Source organism: Vibrio sp. TRT 1302 (assembly GCF_050113875.1).
Lineage (GTDB): Bacteria > Pseudomonadota > Gammaproteobacteria > Enterobacterales > Vibrionaceae > Vibrio.
The window spans coordinates 26,295-42,340 of record NZ_JBNJOF010000003.1; the positions used below are offsets into that span (position 1 = coordinate 26,295).

Here is a 16,046-nt window from a genome sequence, read left to right on the forward strand (position 1 = left end):
ACACAAAAAAACCGGAGCGTTGGCAGACGCTCCGGTTTTCAGCATTATAGGTCGCGATTTATTTCTCGCAAGACTGATATTTTCAAAATTTTTATGCTACAGTTCGGTTAAGTTGCATACCTAGCCGATGGCAGCTCACGTCCTAAATACCACTTATCCTTTCAAAACAAACACTTAATAACAATCACACAAACGTTTGCGCAATCCTTTACATGGGCAATTAAACCAACCTATAAACTAAATGTTCGATTCGATGTCTCGTTTTGATTAAAAACAGTGGTGTAGAGCTCAACTATTTTTCGCCTCTTGATTAAAAAAATTGGTGATTATTTACCTAAAAAGCCCAAAAACTACAGTTTGAAGAACGACAAATGTTGTTTTTGTTTCTCTGCAAGATCAGAAAGCGCTTCACTTGCGGTGGCACTTTGAGAAATCCCTAACACGTTTTGATTCACCAATTCGGACATATTCGCCATGTTGCCATTGATTTCTTGGGTAACGTGAGACTGTTGTTCCGCCGCTGTTGCCACCTGCGCATTTACAGCATTAATACTGGTGACGGTTTGCGTAATACCCAGCAATGCTCCGTCAGCCTGATTAGTAAGTTGGCTGCTTTTCTCTAGCATATCCAAACTTTTTTGCATACTTTCATTGGCGAGATTCGACTGTTTCTGTAGCTCTTCAATGATCGTTTGAATCTCTACTGTGGAGTCTTGTGTTGTCGCCGCCAATTTTCGTACTTCATCAGCGACAACAGCAAAACCGCGCCCAGTTTCTCCTGCTCGCGCCGCTTCTATCGCTGCATTCAACGCCAGTAAGTTAGTTTGCTCGGAGACACCGCGAATCACTTCAATCACGTCATTCACCCGATCTGATTGAGACTTCAGAGTCATGATAACGTTCGCTGCGTCATTGAGTACTTTGCCCATTTTCACACCTTCCTCATGACTCTGTTCAAATACTTGTTGCCCAGACTTCGCCAACGAATCGGCTTCTTGGGCCGTTAGACCGGCCTGCTGAGCGTTAGCACTGACATTGTCGGCAGCACTTGATAGCTCTTTGACAGCAGAAACAATTTGTTCGATTTCTGCCAGTTCTTTCTCTGCATTGGACTCTGATTGGGTCATAACCTTAGCCAGTACTGTCGAGGCACTCGCAACTTCGTCACTAATGTTCGTTAAGGTACCGACGATCGAATGGAATTGCTTCGCCGTTAGATTAACGTCATTGCTTAGCTTTGAGATTTCGTTTTTGCCCTTTGCGTCAGCTCGAATTGTTAAGTCACCTTGTGCTAACTGGCGCATGACATTTTGCAGGTTGAGGATTGGGCGAACGATCATGCCTGACAGAACCCATGCGACATAAAGCGATAAGCCGAATACCGAAGGCACCAAAATAAACGTCAGTCGTTTTACTTTTACATTTTGCGCCGTTCTCATCTCGACAAACTCACTTGCGAAGGTCGTAATTTGTTGTGAAAGCTGATCAGCGACAATCACCATCTCATCGCCCGCTTGACGATAATTGCGAAGAAAGTCGTTGTATTCCTCTCTACTCAACTGCCCTAACTCTTTCGCGTTAGTAAATTCCGTCACTCGCTCAGACTGCGCTATATAGTTTTTCAGCGCATCGCGAACCGGTTTCACCTGATCGACAAATGTTCCCCGCTGATCAATCAGAGTTAGCTTTGCCTCAATAGCGGACCTTCCTTGATCCAATTTGATATGGAAATCATTGTGATCTTCACTTCCATAGATAGCGTTTAACGCACTGAGCCTGAGTGTGTATACCTCTTCGTCAAGCTCATCCAACGTTTCGGTATAAAACATCAGTGATTCGATGATTTCATTGACCACGGCTTCTTCCGCTAGAATGCTTCTCTTGGTGATAAATAACGCAATAATTAGTGCTAGGGCGGTAAAAAGAACAGGTAACAAAACCTGAGTTCGGATCGAAAAATTATTTAATGATGGCTGCATAATTCACTCTTTGTCAGTCTAAGCTTGCCCTTACTTGTTATTAGCTCGCGTTGGCTAAAAAAGGACTTAAAGCATTTCAAGTAATAGTGTCTGACTGGAGTGAGGTGCTTTTTCGGCAGCAGTATGTCCTGACCAATACTCTAGGTTCAGACGCAATTATATGCAGCCCGACTATAGAACATATGCATTTAGATGACTTTAAAAGTTGTATTAAACTAGGACACTTAGCCAAAAAAGGCCAAGCTAAGCTTGGCCATTACCACAGAATCTTCAGGCAATTCTGCGATTAAAAATCGTAGCGCACTCCAAGGCGTAGAGTATCTTCACCCGTATCTTTGAATCCGTCGGCGTTCGTATCTGTCGACGTTACGCCATTAGAGTAGTAAGAAACATAGGTACGGAAATTACTGTTGAATTTGTAATAACCGACCAGCTCTACACCATCAGTATCATCATATTTACTACCATTTGCTTGCTTGTTCTCCTGATTGGTATAAAGCAACGCAGCGGAAAACTGCTTGGTAAACTTGTATTGAGCCACCACTTCTAAGGCGGTGAACTCTTTGTCGTCCGTCCCTGTCGCTTTATCATCAAGATCACCAATAGAGTAAGTGGCACCAAGATAAAGATTGTCTAGCGTATAGCCGAGACCACCAAGTACTTGTGATTGGCTGCCTAGCCCTTTACCTAGATCTGCAGCCGAAAATGCTAAACCAATATCCAACCCAAACGGCGCAGAATAGATCCCAGAAATACCATAGCCATCCGTGTCTTCTGCACTATTGGCTTGGTAGGTCGCCTGTAGTTTGAAAGATTCAAATGCTCCGCGATACGCAACCACACTGTCTTGCTTGTCGCTTGATGAATTATTTACCTGCTGGATCCCAGAGAATTCGGTGATGTCCGTTAGATCAGAGACAATGACAGACGCCATATCTTGACGACCAAACGATAAGGCATGACCATCAAAATCGACTCCTGCGTACATATAGCGGTTTTCAAATTCGTTTTTGCCTGTGTCTTGCTCTGCTTCGTACACGCCAAATGCTGTCATGCCTTGGGCTATTTCAGACTTCCCTTTTAAATTCAGACGAGCACGAGTACTGTCATCCATCGTGCCCTGAATTTCAGCCCCTTTTGAGGTACCGATAAAGTCACCTCTAAACTCAACACGTCCACCGACTTGAAATTCGGTACCCTCTGCCTTGTAAACGGTCGCTGCCAATGAAGATCCTGATACCAATGCTGCACATACTGCAGACGCTGCCACTGCTAATTTCATCTTACGTTACCTTTTAATATTCAATGAGCTTCAAGCTCGAATGGGTCAATGCGAGATAAATTAATGTGCCGGCGTGACGCTTTGATGGCTGAACCATGACGGTTAAGTGGCGAAATAATGGAAGTAATGTGACAGGACATGCCAAACAAGACCTGCCCTATCGAGATAAAACTGATCGCTAACGTTTGTCTTTAGGAGAGTCCATCACCACCATGGTGGTAATTGACTGAACGTGCCTACACTCACCTAACACATCGGCGTGAAACTTTTTATAACTTGGTAAATCCTTGGTTTCTACTCGGAGTAAATACTCGTTGGCCCCGGTAATGTTGTGGCATTCCACGACTTCATCGACAAAACGCACATGCTGTTCAAACTCTTGCTGAGCCTGCTTTCTATGGCTAGCTAAGCCGATTGAAACATAAGCAATAAATCCGATACCAAGGCGGCTGTTATCCAGAATCACACGGTAACCTTTGATGACTCGCTGCTTCTCCAACTCCTGAACCCGTCTCAGCGTCGCTGACGGCGATAAACCAATACGCTCCGCGAGTTCAACATTGGAGATTCTTCCGTCTGATTTGAGCTCGTGCAATATCCTTTCGTCAAAACGATCCATTTCATCCCTTTATTGTGCAAATAACCAATTAGATTCGAATAAAAACACAAAATTGCTCACTATTCCACCTAATATAGCCATTGACCGGTCAAGAGAAGCTCATCACGCAACTTTGTTGCGATCACTTTGCAATTAGGAACTCTCATGGAATTTGAACAACTCAGTGCTCTCATTTTATTTGCTTTTGTCTCGACCTTTACTCCAGGCCCCAATAACATCATGTTGATGACTTCCGGTGCCAATGTGGGTTATATGCGCACGCTTCCACACATGTGCGGGATAGCATTTGGCTTTGCGTTTATGGTATTGCTTGTCGGCCTCGGTTTGACCAAGGTATTTGAAGCTTATCCAACAGCGCATGTGGTACTGAAATACGTCAGCTTGGCCTATCTGGCTTATTTGGCGCTTAAGATCGCATTAAGTGGTAGAGCATCAACAGTCGATGACTTTAAACCAATGAGCTTTCTTGCCGCAGCAAGCTTTCAGTGGGTCAACCCCAAAGGCTGGTCAATGGCCCTCAGTTCCGTCACCTTGTATAGCAATGGTGGAAGTTGGTTTGAGCTAATGATCATATCAAGTACCTTTTTAATCGTGAACTTTCCCTCTGGTACTTTTTGGATACTGGCGGGACGCGAGTTACAACGTTGGCTAACCAGTACACTTCGTATCCGAAGTTTTAATATCGCGATGGCGACACTGCTGGTCGCCTCAACCCTGCCGATGATCTAGTTGGGCTGAATGTAAATTTACTTAAAGATGCTATCTAACTTGAAATTGTACTGTTAATCTTAAACGCGAATACGAACAATTATCGAGTAAGATATGAAAAAGCCATCTCCACGACAAGTAACCATTTCAGCGACTGAATCCATCACTCCCAACATGCAGCGCATTACTCTTCAGAGTGATGCGATTGCTGATTTCCCTGCCGATTGTGAAGGTAGCTACATCAAATTACTGTTTACACCATCAGGTGGCACTGATCTCACCTCGCTGAGCGAAGGCGATCGCCCTATCATGCGCACTTACACCATCCGCCGCTTTGACGCCGATAACGGTTTGATTGAAGTCGATTTTGTTAAACATATTACTGAGGATCTACAGTGCGGATTTGCCGCTCGATGGGCAATGAGTGCCAAAGTGGGTGAAAGCATTTCTATCGCGGGTCCAGGTGCGATTCAAGATATGAATACAGAAGCGGACTGGTTTTTTATGACCGCCGATATGACCGCGCTGCCAGCACTATCCGCTAAGATCCGCCGTTTACCGCATGATGCAAAAGGCTATGCTGTGATCAAGGTTGTTTCAGAGCTCGATATTCAGCCGATTCAGACACCAACTCACTTTGACGTTAAATGGATTTTCGAAAACGAATCGTTAGTCGACACTGTACGTTCTTTGCCTTGGCATGCAGGTACAACTTCCGTTTGGTGCGCGTGTGAGTTTGACTCTATGCGAGCGCTACGCCAGTACTTTAGAAATGAAAAACAGGTAGAACGAGAACATATCTACATCAGTAGTTATTGGAAACAAGGCGTTGCAGAAGATGGTCACAAAGTGATTAAACGTCAGGATGCGGAACAGCACGACAACTAACTGGGATATAGATTGAGGGAATTTCTCCCTCAATCTGTTCATGAGTGAACCGTCAAACCAACTTCTCAGCGAGAAAATCAATCAACAACCGAACTTTAGGCGATAGATTTCTGTTTTGTGGATAAAGCGCCCAAATACCTTCGCGTTCATCTCGATACTCCGTCAATACTTCGATCAATTCACCTTCGTCCAAAGCTTGTTGAACATAGTGGTCGGGCAGTTGAACTAAACCTAGCCCTCGTTTCGCCGCATCAAGCAGCGCATAGCCTGAATTGCAGTGAATTCGGCCTGTAACGCGTATTGATTTTTCGCTCTTTGCATCCCTAAACCGCCAGTAATCTACTGATCCCACGAGGCACTGATGGCGAGTTAACTCAGATAATGTATGAGGCTCTCCGAACCTGTCTAGGTAGCTCGGGCTAGCACACACGTATAACTGCCGACTTGAGAGACGTTTTGCGATCAAACTTGAATCTTGTAGACGACCGAGGCGGATCGCCACATCAAAGCCCATCTCAATAAGATCCAGCTTCTGGTTGGTCAGCATAAGCTCCAGATCGACCTGTGGGTACTGTTCCAAAAACTGATGCAACAAAGGCGCTAAATTTTGCTCGCCAAAGGTGACTGGGGCGGTCACTTTTAACAATCCCTTCGGCGTTGACTGCATCTGAGTGACCGCCAGTTCAGCCAATTCTAAACCCTCAACAAGATGCTTACATTGCTGGAAATAAACATGTCCTGCTTCGGTGAGGGTGACTTTACGAGTCGTCCTGTTAAATAGCTTAACGGCCAAACGTTCCTCTAGCGTAGAAATACGTCGACTGACCTGCGCAACTGAAGTCGCCAGTTTGTTTGCCGCCGCCGTAAATGAGTGTGTCTCCGCCACCGCGACAAACTCACTGACTCCTTCCCAATTCGCCATCTTCTCACTCTGCAATATTCAAGGGTATCTGGCGGTCAATTATTGCAAAAAAGACAATAATCTCACAAGATTTGAAGTTGTGAATTGTTTAGCAGGATAAGTTCAAAGCAAAAAAACGCGCCTCGATTGTGATAACATGACCTCCTGTTCCGATTCCAAAAGCGACTGAAAATGTCTAAAGTCAAACTGTCACTGAGTATACTCATCATCACAATCGCGCTCGTGCTAGCATGGGTGTTCATCCCCACCCATGTTCGTCTCGGCAACGAAATCCTTAATCAATCCATTGGTGATGGCTACAAACTGGTCGGTCACAAAGCGATATCAACCGATCCTCAAGCAGGTAAGTTGAACCACTTCTTCCTTATCGACCAATCAGCCAGCGTCTCAGACTCAGAGCCTTTTTTGATCACGTCTGACCCATTTATTACCGTGAATAAGGTTGATGACAACAAATTATCGCTCTCGATCAATGGGCGAGTTAAGTTTCTTGATAATGACCTTTGGATCGAAAGACCAGACGGTACAGTGCAACATTGGTACGTCAGTGCGAACATCAATTACGTCCGCTAACCGCTCACTGCGCTAGCATTCCAGACGCAAACAGGTAAAATCACGCCAGTTGTTTTTACCTGTAGTGAATACCCTAATGCACCACCCTCAAGATCTATTTACCCGTTTCTCCACTGATATCGATCATTATTCACTACCCGAGAAATTTACCTTTCCGTTTTACTATCAACCGCACCCATTGTGCGTGCTAGCTGCCGAGCAACTGCAACAACACTTGACGACCCAAAAGCAATGGCAACATAACTTTGGCATCGACGGTGATGCAGCAGGAACTGGTAAAATGTTTGGCGTTCTACTGGTTAAGTCTCCTCAAGGTGAAATTGGTTATCTCTCTGCTTTTTCTGGCAAGATCGCAGACCAAAATCTACTACCAGGCTTTGTACCACCTGTGTTTGACATGCTGGCAGAGGAAAGTTTCTTTCGTTCAGATCTAGCTAATATAACTGAGATCAATAGTGCGGTTTCCCAGCAGCAATCCAACCCCCGTCTTATAGAGCTTAGGCAGACGTTAAGTCAATTACAGCAAGACTATCAGAGCGAAGAACATCAACAGCGTCAAGCCATTATCGCTGGCCGAGCAGCGCGTAAAATGCAACGCGAACGCGGCGAACAAACATTGAGTAGAGCAGAGCTCGATGCGCTGTTAGTCGAGTTAGGCAAAGAGAGTGTCGCTGAAAAAAACAAGCTCAAATACCTCAAGTTAGAGTGGGAAGAAAGAATCGCGGCGATCAAAGCAGCGCTTGATGTCTTGCAGACGTCACTCGAACAACTCAAGCAACAGAGAAAACAGTTGTCCAATACCCTGCAAAACAAACTGTTCAATCAATACCGTTTTCTTAATGCTCATGGAGAACAACAGTCTCTGTCTGCAATCTTTGCGCCGACGACGAGTCCGACCCCACCCGCAGGGGCTGGCGAATGTGCGGCACCAAAGTTGTTACATTACGCCTTTAAGCACAACTTCAAACCATTAGCGCTGGCTGAATTCTGGTGGGGAGTCTCTCCTAAGTCGGAAATTCGACAGCACGCAAAGTTCTATCCATCATGCAATAGCAAGTGCCAACCAATATTAGGTCACATGTTGCAAGGCTTACTGGTTGACGACAACCCACTGGAAGAGAGCTGGGCTCAAGACAAAGAGTTGGAAATCTTATACGAAGACGAAGCGTTAGTCGTCGTGAACAAACCTTCGGGCCTACTTTCCGTGCCAGGCAAGACCATCTCTGACTCTGCCTATACACGCTTACAAATGCGTTATCCCGACGCAGAAGGTCCATTTGTCATCCATCGATTGGATATGGCCACATCGGGATTGCTGGTTTTTGCACTCACTAGACGCGCCAACAAAAGCCTCCAGAAACAGTTTATCTCCCGCAGTGTGCATAAGCGCTATGTCGCTTTGCTCGAAGGTAGTGTTGACCAAGAGAACGGCCAGATAAATCTACCAATGCGAGGGGATCCCGTTGATCGACCTCGCCAATTGGTCTGTTTTGAGCATGGCAAACCCGCTGAAACTTACTGGGAAAAAATCAGCACCACTGACGGGCGAAGCAAGCTCTACCTCTATCCGAAAACTGGACGCACTCACCAACTTAGAGTTCACTGTGCACACCATCTCGGACTAAACCTGCCTATGGTGGGTGATGGATTATATGGTGAGAAAGCAGATCGCTTACATCTACATGCAGAGCGGTTGGAGTTTGACCACCCTTATAGCAAAGAGAGACTAACCTTCTCAGCACCGGCCGAGTTTTAACTCGCAGACAGGACTCATTACGCGGACTCGAAACGGTCAATGCTGTGAGTCTAGTCAGGCTTTTGTTATCTAAGGGTTCAGACCTCAACGTAATCAGTGTAAGACAGTGTCTTAAAGCCAGCCTACAAGGAATGTTCAAATATGTCTGATTACACTGCTACGGTTAAATGGCAACGTGGCGAGCAAGAGCCCTTTAACGACAATCAATACAGCCGAGGCCACACTTGGGAGTTTGATGGCGGAGTCGTCGTTCCCGCCTCATCTTCACCTCATGTTGTACCCCTGCCCTTTTCAGTGGCGGAAAACGTTGATCCTGAAGAGGCGTACATCGCTGCAATCTCCAGTTGTCACATGCTGACTTTCCTTGGCATAGCGGCCAAACAGCGCTACGTTATCGACCAGTACATTGATCACGCTGTTGGCTATATGGAAGAAGACTCGCAAGGAAGAAGCTCCGTGACACAAGTGATTCTGCGACCCAGCATCGTTTTCGTCGGAGACAAGCAACCAACGTTTGAGCAGTTGCAAAAACTCCATCACCTTGCTCATCAACACTGCTTCATTGCGAATTCAGTCAAAACAGAGATAACCACTGAAATCCTTGCTTAGAGGCAGTAAAGCGAGAGAAACAAAGCTAATCAAAATGACACACTTCATGCTACACTCAGCGTCAATTATGGGGTAAACGCCCACTACGATAAAAAACCTGAGTGTAACCATGCCATTCTCCAAACTTGGCCTGAGCCAACCGATCACCGACGTGATTTCTCAACTTGGCTACAGCAAGCCAACTACAATTCAACAACAAGCGATTCCAGTAATTTTACGTGGTGATGACCTTATCGCTGCGGCACAGACGGGAACGGGTAAAACCGCCAGCTTTGTTCTGCCAATTTTACAAAAGCTCAGTCAAGGGCAAACCCAGCGTAAGAAACGTATTCGCGCTCTAATCCTTGCTCCTACCCGCGAGCTTGCAATGCAAGTTGAGCAAAAGGTACAAGATTATAGTAAGAATCTGTCTCTCACATCTCTCGCTATGTACGGTGGCGTCGATGAGAGTAGCCAGAAACAAGCATTAATCGATGGTGTCGATATTCTGGTTGCAACACCAGGCCGCCTAATTGATATGTATGGCAAACGCGCAGTGCATTTCGATGAAGTCGAAGTGTTGGTACTCGATGAAGCTGACCGAATGCTCGACATGGGCTTCATTGAAGACATCAACAAGATTCTCGATCGTTTGCCTACCGATATTCAGCATCTCCTGTTTTCGGCGACCCTGTCGAACAAGGTGCGCGATCTGGCTAAAACCGCGGTTCATGACCCGTATGAAATCTCTATTGCGGCCAACCAAGCATCAAAGAAAAACATAGAGCAATGGCTGATAACGGTAGACAAAGACAGAAAATCAGCGCTGCTGAGTCATCTGATCAATGAGAATGACTGGGATCAGGCGCTGATTTTTATCGAAACTAAACATGGCGCAGCCAAGTTGGCATCACAGCTTGAAAAGCGCGGCATCATTGCTGAAGCATTCCACAGCGGCAGAAGTCAGGCGGTACGTTCACAACTACTCGCTGACTTCAAAGCAGGCAAAATTAAATACATGATTGCGACAGGCGTCGGCGCTCGCGGTATTGATATTGAAGGGCTATCGAGAGTCATTAACTATGACCTACCTTTCCCAGCAGACGAGTATGTTCACCGCATAGGTCGTACAGGTCGTGCGGATGCGCAAGGTGAAGCGATCTCATTTGTCTCGAAAGATAACTTCAAGAACCTTTGCATGATCGAATCTCGTTTAGGTCACTTGATTGAGCGCCGTGAAATAGAAGGTTTTGAACCTCGTAAGCCAGTGCCGATTTCAATCTTAAACTATGTGCCAAAACACAAACGCCAACAAAAGGATAATTGATGAACGCGCCAACTAAAATTACCTTTTTTGAGTTTCTGACTCCGTTGATCACGGCGGGAAAAAAGACCATTACCATCCGTGATGAGTCTGAGTCCCATTATGTTCCAGGAACAGAAGTGGAAGTGTACACCTTAGAAACTGACCAAAAAGTCTGCAACATAAAGATACTGTCGGTTAAACCACTCCACTTTGATGATATCAACGAGTTCCATGCCGAGCAGGAGTACATTGAACTCCCAAAACTCAAAGCACTGATTAGGGAGATCTACCCCGATACAGACACCCTTTTCGAAATCAGTTACGAGCTCGTTTAAGAGACCTAACGCAGGCAACCAACGGTAGCCTGCGTATTCTCATCCAGTTAATCTTGGTTTCCACCTTTTCGTTCATTATTGCCCTGTTCGTTCGGCCATCCCCTCAGCAAGTCCTTTTATATGTCGCGAAAAACAAAACTAGACGACTGGTCTAATTTAAAATATAGTAGCGCCATGAACGCTAAAACCCAAGACACTCGTCAACATATACTCGAAGTAGGCTACCAATTGGTCGTCGCTAAAGGCTTTACTGCGGTTGGCCTATCCGAACTGCTTAAAAGTGCAGATGTACCTAAAGGTTCTTTCTATCACTACTTCAAATCAAAAGAACAGTTTGGAGAAGCTCTTATTGAAGAGTACTTCAAAACTTATCTGACACGAGTCGGTGACTTATTGTCGAATGACAAGGCAACAGGCCGTGAACGCCTGCTTGATTATTTTTCACGTTGGTTAGATGTCGACAACGGGATGTGTAACGCCAATAAGTGCTTGGTGGTAAAGCTAAGTGCTGAAGTATCGGATTTATCAGAACCTATGGGGTCAAAGTTGGCGTCGGGTGCAGAAAAGATAGTTCAGTTGCTGGCCAAGTGCATTCAATCTGGTATTGAAGATGGTTCAATTCACCGTCGTGATGCTGATCAAATGGCACGTCAGCTCTATCAGCAATGGCTTGGGGCAAGTTTATTGAACAAATTACATCAAGATGGCCGCAATCTGGAATCTTGCTACATTGCGACTCAACAACTTTTAAACAGTTAATAATACCCGCCACTTTACACGGCGGGATTTTTTGAAATACTAACTAGACGACTGGTCTAATAATAAGGAACTACCCATGACTAATTCAACGAATCGCCGCATTGTTCTCGCTTCTAGACCGGTAGGTGCTCCGGTCGACAGTAACTTCCGTCTTGAGAATGTCGATAAACCAACACCTGCCGAAGGCGAAATGCTACTTCGCAGTGTTTACCTTTCTCTTGATCCCTACATGCGTGGACGTATGAGCGATGCTAAATCTTACGCCGATCCTGTTGCGTTGGGTGAGGTGATGGTTGGCGGTACCGTTTGTCAGGTAGAGCAATCCAACCACCCTGACTTTGAAGTCGGTGAATGGGTTCTCGCCTTTACTGGTTGGCAGGACTACGGCATTTCAAATGGCGAAGGTCTCATTAAGATGGGTAAAGCACCTTCTCATCCATCTTATGCGTTAGGCGTTATGGGTATGCCAGGCTTCACAGCTTACATGGGGCTGCTAGACATTGGTCAGCCTAAAGCGGGAGAAACTCTAGTCGTTGCAGCTGCGACTGGCGCAGTAGGCTCTATGGTTGGTCAAATTGGTAAGCTAAAGGGCTGTCGAGTTATCGGCGTCGCTGGTGGCGAAGAAAAATGCCGTTACGCTAAAGAACAGTTAGGCTTTGATGAATGTATTGATCATAAGGCCGACGATTTCGCCGAGCAGCTAGCAAAGGTGTGTGATAAGGGTATTGATATCTATTTCGAGAACGTTGGCGGCAAAGTATTTGATGCAGTAATGCCTCTACTAAATACCAGCGCTCGTGTTCCTCTGTGTGGATTAATTTCTCAGTACAACGCGACAGAACTGCCTGCTGGACCAGACCGCATGTCAATGCTCATGGGTCAACTGCTGATCAAACGCATTAAAATGCAAGGCTTTATCATTTTCGACGACTACGCTCACCGCTATGGCGAATTTGCAGCAGACATGGGGCAATGGTTAGCTGAAGGTAAAATTCACTACCGCGAGCATCTGGTTGAAGGTCTAGAAAACGCACCACAAGCCTTTATCGGTCTACTGGAAGGAAAAAACTTCGGTAAACTCGTTGTTCAAACCAACGCTGCACTTTGATCTAAACGTAGTGATAAAACACTAAAACATCATGCCAATAAAGGGCTCACTGTGGTGAGCCCTTTTTGCTGTTTCGAATCCAACCCAAACCGTCCTCAACTCTCTTTTCAAATCCGCGCTATTTACCTGACGATAAAATTTGGCAATCCAGCAAAACCTACACTAAATTTATTGATGAAACCAAATAGGAAAAGAGGTGCATATAGCACCTCTCTATTGGCTTTGCTCTGTAGGATCAATGAGGGGTGAACCATGAAAAGCTTCGATTTTTTTAGACTGTTTGACACCAAAGAGCTGTTTATTTTTTACTGATTTTTGCCTAGTGCTTTAATCAATACAGAAGTATCCATACGGCCATAGCCATCTTTTTGCAGTTGAGCGTATCGTTGGTCAATATCTTGAGTCAGAGGCAACTCGATACCAACTCGTTTTGCTTCTTTAAGACAGAACCCAAGATCTTTACGCATCCAATCGATGGCGAAGCCGAAATCAAACTGATCGTTAGCCATAGTAACCGCGCGATTCTCCATTTGCCATGATCCTGCGGCGCCATGCTTTAAGGTATCAACTACCTTTTCAACATCAAGACCCGTTTTCTGCGCAAGCAAAATGGCTTCGCTGAGGCCTTGCAATACCGCACCCACACAGATCTGGTTAACCATCTTACAGCGCTGCCCCTGCCCGTTTTCACCAAACAGGCTGACTTGTTTCGCATAGGCATCCATCACTGGGGATACCGCATCGAAAACACTCTGATCGCCACCGCACATGATGGTTAATACGCCATTTTCTGCGCCTGCTTGCCCACCAGAAACAGGGGCATCAATAAAGGCATTTCCATTCTCTTTCGCCGCATCTGCCAACTCAATCGCCAACTCTGCCGACGTCGTCGTATGGTCAACCAATACTGCTCCTGGTTTTAGTCCCGCCAATATACCATCTTCACCGTAAACAACACTGCGTACGTCATCATCGTTACCAACACAGACAAAAACCACATCGCAATCTTGCGCGGCTTCTCTCGGTGTCGCACACGCTGTTCCTTGATACTCTTCAGCCCAACGCTCTGCCTTAGCCGATGTGCGGTTATACACCTTAGTCTGGTTTCCCGCTTTGCTAAGATAACCCGCCATTGGGTAGCCCATCACTCCTAATCCGATGAAGGCGACTTTGTTGCTCATGACTCTATCTCTCTGTTATAGATTGTTGTTTTGCCAGTGTACTAAACAATGGCAGACAAATTAACTTCTGAAACGAACTGTTGTTCACATTCGGAAAGTACGCGAACTAAGCATTATTTGTAACGATAAGGTCTGATTAACGAACAACCTTTATCCATTTACAAAACAAATCGCCCCAGCGGAGGCGATTAAAATTGTTGAGATATCATTGATATGCTCTTTTACTCACTTGGCTAATTGTGCCAGAATCAACGCAGTTACTTCCATGTTTAATAAGTTGTCACATGAATTATCAAGCCGCTATCTTCGATATGGATGGCCTTTTACTCGACACTGAACGTGTCTGTATGCGCGTCTTCAAAGAGGCCTGCGCCACAACCCATCAACCTTTCCATGAAGAGGTTTACCGATCGATTATCGGTTGTAACTCTGCAACCATTGAGAAGATCTTTCGTCAGGCTTATGGCGAGCACTACCAAACTGTGCACGATGAGTGGCGAGTCAACTACAACGCTATCGTCAAGCATCAGGCAATACCTGTCAAAGATGGCGTCATAGAGCTACTTGAGTGGCTAAAAAGCCACAAGATTCCGACGGCTGTCGCCACTTCAACACATAAGGATGTCGCGACTTTTAAACTTAAACTGGCAGGCCTCGATAAGTATTTTGATAGCCTGACTTGTGGTTGCGAAGTGTCACATGGCAAACCTGATCCAGAGATTTACCTACTTGCCGCAACGCGTTTGGGAGTAGACCCGACTCAGTGTCTCGCGTTTGAAGACTCAAACAATGGTGTACGTAGTGCAGTGGCAGCGCGAATGACTACCTATCAAATTCCAGATCTGCTTGAACCTAGTGAGGATGTGATCGCCCTTGGCCACCATATCCTGCCATCACTGCATGATGCCCTAGCCGATTTAAAACAGCAGTAATCTCGACAGCGAGTAAGCATCTCTCTTCATTGGCTTACTCGCGACTTCATCGTCGACCATCTTGTCGGATACAGCACCTCGCCCTTATACCCTTTACCAATTTTCAATAACTAAGCGTTCTATAGGCAGTTTGATACTTAGGGTTTTTATCTCCAAAAGAGACCCAATAATAGTATTGAACGCAATCCGAATAAGGAACGACAATGACAACTCAATACGTACCACCTAAAGTTTGGAAGAACGAACCTAGCTCAGGCAACCAGTGGGCAAATATTAATCGCCCAGAAGCAGGGGCTCGATTTGAAAGGGAACTGCCTGTTGGCGAACATCCCCTTCAGCTCTACTCTTTAGGCACTCCAAATGGCCAAAAAGTCACCATTTTATTGGAAGAGTTGCTCGCCCTTGGCATTAAAGAGGCGGAGTATGATGCGCACCTAATTAAGATTGGGGATTCCGATCAGTTCTCTTCAGGATTCGTTGCCGTAAACCCGAACTCTAAGATACCTGCGTTGGTCGATAATTCAGGCGAAACACCTGAGAACGTGTTTGAATCGGCGTCAATTTTGGTTCACTTAGCAGAAAAATTTGGCAAGTTCTTACCACAAAGTGGACCTGCCCGTACTCAAACCTTCAACTGGTTGTTCTGGGCGCAAGGTTCCGCTCCATTCTTGGGTGGAGGTTTTGGCCACTTCTACGCGTATGCCGATGAGAAGCAAGAATACCCAATTAACCGCTTTGCGATGGAAGCAAAACGTCAGTTAGACGTACTGGACAAGCAGTTGGCAAACAACACCTTTGTCGCTGGTGAAGAGTACACAATTGCGGATATGGCAATCTGGCCATGGTATGGAAACCTAGTACTAGGCAAATTGTATAACGCGGCTGAGTTCTTACAGGTAGAGAGTTACACCAATGTGGTCCGTTGGGCCAAACAGATTGAATCTCGTCAAGCCGTACAGCGTGGACGTATTGTAAACCGACCATTTGGTGAAGAGTGGGAACAAGTGCTCGAACGCCATAGTGCAGAGGATATCGATAAAGTCATGGCGTTAAAGCCAGAGTAAGATAACTGGTGCAGGATGATGTGGGGAATGCGATATAGAAAGTACA

16 protein-coding genes are annotated in these 16,046 nt (G+C 45.7%); 11 read left to right on the top strand and 5 right to left on the bottom strand.

Going from position 1 to position 16,046, the window contains the following annotated elements; genetic code table 11:
* Positions 1–350: 350 nt before the first annotated feature.
* The 3 genes from ACQEXP_RS05210 to ACQEXP_RS05220 all read right to left on the bottom strand — a co-directional run bounded on the left by ACQEXP_RS05210 (position 351) and on the right by ACQEXP_RS05220 (position 3,880).
* Positions 351–1,979 (bottom strand): methyl-accepting chemotaxis protein, encoded by a 1,629-nt coding sequence (locus ACQEXP_RS05210; protein WP_426968608.1) that lies wholly within the window; start codon positions 1,977–1,979, stop codon positions 351–353.
* A gap of 286 nt (positions 1,980–2,265) precedes the next feature.
* Positions 2,266–3,261, bottom strand: coding sequence for a porin (locus tag ACQEXP_RS05215; RefSeq protein WP_426968609.1), 996 nt, complete (start codon positions 3,259–3,261; stop codon positions 2,266–2,268).
* Between the two features lie 178 nt (positions 3,262–3,439).
* Positions 3,440–3,880, bottom strand: a complete 441-nt coding sequence (locus tag ACQEXP_RS05220) for an Lrp/AsnC family transcriptional regulator (protein ID WP_269374989.1) — start codon at positions 3,878–3,880, stop codon at positions 3,440–3,442.
* A 144-nt stretch (positions 3,881–4,024) separates the two neighbouring features.
* Here ACQEXP_RS05220 and ACQEXP_RS05225 point away from each other — a divergent pair, with 144 nt between their 5' ends.
* Together ACQEXP_RS05225 and ACQEXP_RS05230 are read left to right on the top strand one after the other, a co-directional pair.
* Positions 4,025–4,609 (top strand): LysE family translocator, encoded by a 585-nt coding sequence (locus tag ACQEXP_RS05225; RefSeq protein WP_426968612.1) that lies wholly within the window; start codon positions 4,025–4,027, stop codon positions 4,607–4,609.
* 93 nt (positions 4,610–4,702) lie between these two features.
* Positions 4,703–5,476 (top strand): siderophore-interacting protein, encoded by a 774-nt coding sequence (locus ACQEXP_RS05230; protein ID WP_426968613.1) that lies wholly within the window; start codon positions 4,703–4,705, stop codon positions 5,474–5,476.
* A gap of 52 nt (positions 5,477–5,528) precedes the next feature.
* Here the strand turns inward: ACQEXP_RS05230 and ACQEXP_RS05235 are convergent, their stop codons facing one another.
* The gene (locus tag ACQEXP_RS05235; protein WP_426968615.1) at positions 5,529–6,398 is read right to left on the bottom strand and encodes a LysR family transcriptional regulator; all 870 of its coding nucleotides are present in this window, start codon (positions 6,396–6,398) and stop codon (positions 5,529–5,531) included.
* A gap of 171 nt (positions 6,399–6,569) precedes the next feature.
* Here ACQEXP_RS05235 and ACQEXP_RS05240 point away from each other — a divergent pair, with 171 nt between their 5' ends.
* From ACQEXP_RS05240 to ACQEXP_RS05270, 7 genes are all read left to right on the top strand, one after another.
* A complete protein-coding gene (locus ACQEXP_RS05240; RefSeq protein ID WP_426968617.1) occupies positions 6,570–6,971 on the top strand; it encodes a hypothetical protein in 402 nt (133 codons plus the stop codon).
* A gap of 76 nt (positions 6,972–7,047) precedes the next feature.
* Positions 7,048–8,727, top strand: coding sequence for a pseudouridine synthase (locus tag ACQEXP_RS05245; RefSeq protein ID WP_426968619.1), 1,680 nt, complete (start codon positions 7,048–7,050; stop codon positions 8,725–8,727).
* A 141-nt stretch (positions 8,728–8,868) separates the two neighbouring features.
* Positions 8,869–9,336 carry an OsmC family protein gene (locus ACQEXP_RS05250; RefSeq protein WP_426968621.1) on the top strand — a complete coding sequence of 156 codons (468 nt, stop codon included), beginning with the start codon at positions 8,869–8,871 and terminating at the stop codon, positions 9,334–9,336.
* 109 nt (positions 9,337–9,445) lie between these two features.
* Positions 9,446–10,642 carry a DEAD/DEAH box helicase gene (locus ACQEXP_RS05255; protein WP_138971105.1) on the top strand — a complete coding sequence of 399 codons (1,197 nt, stop codon included), beginning with the start codon at positions 9,446–9,448 and terminating at the stop codon, positions 10,640–10,642.
* Entirely contained in the window at positions 10,639–10,956 is a 318-nt protein-coding gene (yqfB, locus tag ACQEXP_RS05260) for a N(4)-acetylcytidine aminohydrolase (RefSeq protein WP_269374996.1), read from the top strand. Before ACQEXP_RS05255 ends, yqfB begins: the two co-directional genes overlap by 4 nt.
* 174 nt (positions 10,957–11,130) lie before the next feature.
* Positions 11,131–11,715: a TetR/AcrR family transcriptional regulator gene (locus ACQEXP_RS05265; RefSeq protein WP_269374997.1), complete on the top strand. Its 585-nt coding sequence runs from the start codon at positions 11,131–11,133 to the stop codon at positions 11,713–11,715.
* Between the two features lie 76 nt (positions 11,716–11,791).
* Positions 11,792–12,823: an NADP-dependent oxidoreductase gene (locus tag ACQEXP_RS05270; RefSeq protein WP_426968623.1), complete on the top strand. Its 1,032-nt coding sequence runs from the start codon at positions 11,792–11,794 to the stop codon at positions 12,821–12,823.
* Positions 12,824–13,128: 305 nt separating this feature from the next.
* On the opposite strand, the gene ACQEXP_RS05275 is transcribed toward ACQEXP_RS05270, so the two are convergent.
* A complete protein-coding gene (locus ACQEXP_RS05275) occupies positions 13,129–14,004 on the bottom strand; it encodes an NAD(P)-dependent oxidoreductase (RefSeq protein ID WP_426968624.1) in 876 nt (291 codons plus the stop codon).
* 284 nt (positions 14,005–14,288) lie between these two features.
* Here ACQEXP_RS05275 and ACQEXP_RS05280 point away from each other — a divergent pair, with 284 nt between their 5' ends.
* Positions 14,289–14,936 (top strand): HAD family hydrolase, encoded by a 648-nt coding sequence (locus ACQEXP_RS05280; RefSeq protein WP_426968626.1) that lies wholly within the window; start codon positions 14,289–14,291, stop codon positions 14,934–14,936.
* A gap of 203 nt (positions 14,937–15,139) precedes the next feature.
* Entirely contained in the window at positions 15,140–16,000 is an 861-nt protein-coding gene (gene yghU, locus ACQEXP_RS05285) for a glutathione-dependent disulfide-bond oxidoreductase (RefSeq protein ID WP_426968628.1), read from the top strand.
* Positions 16,001–16,046: the final 46 nt, after the last annotated feature.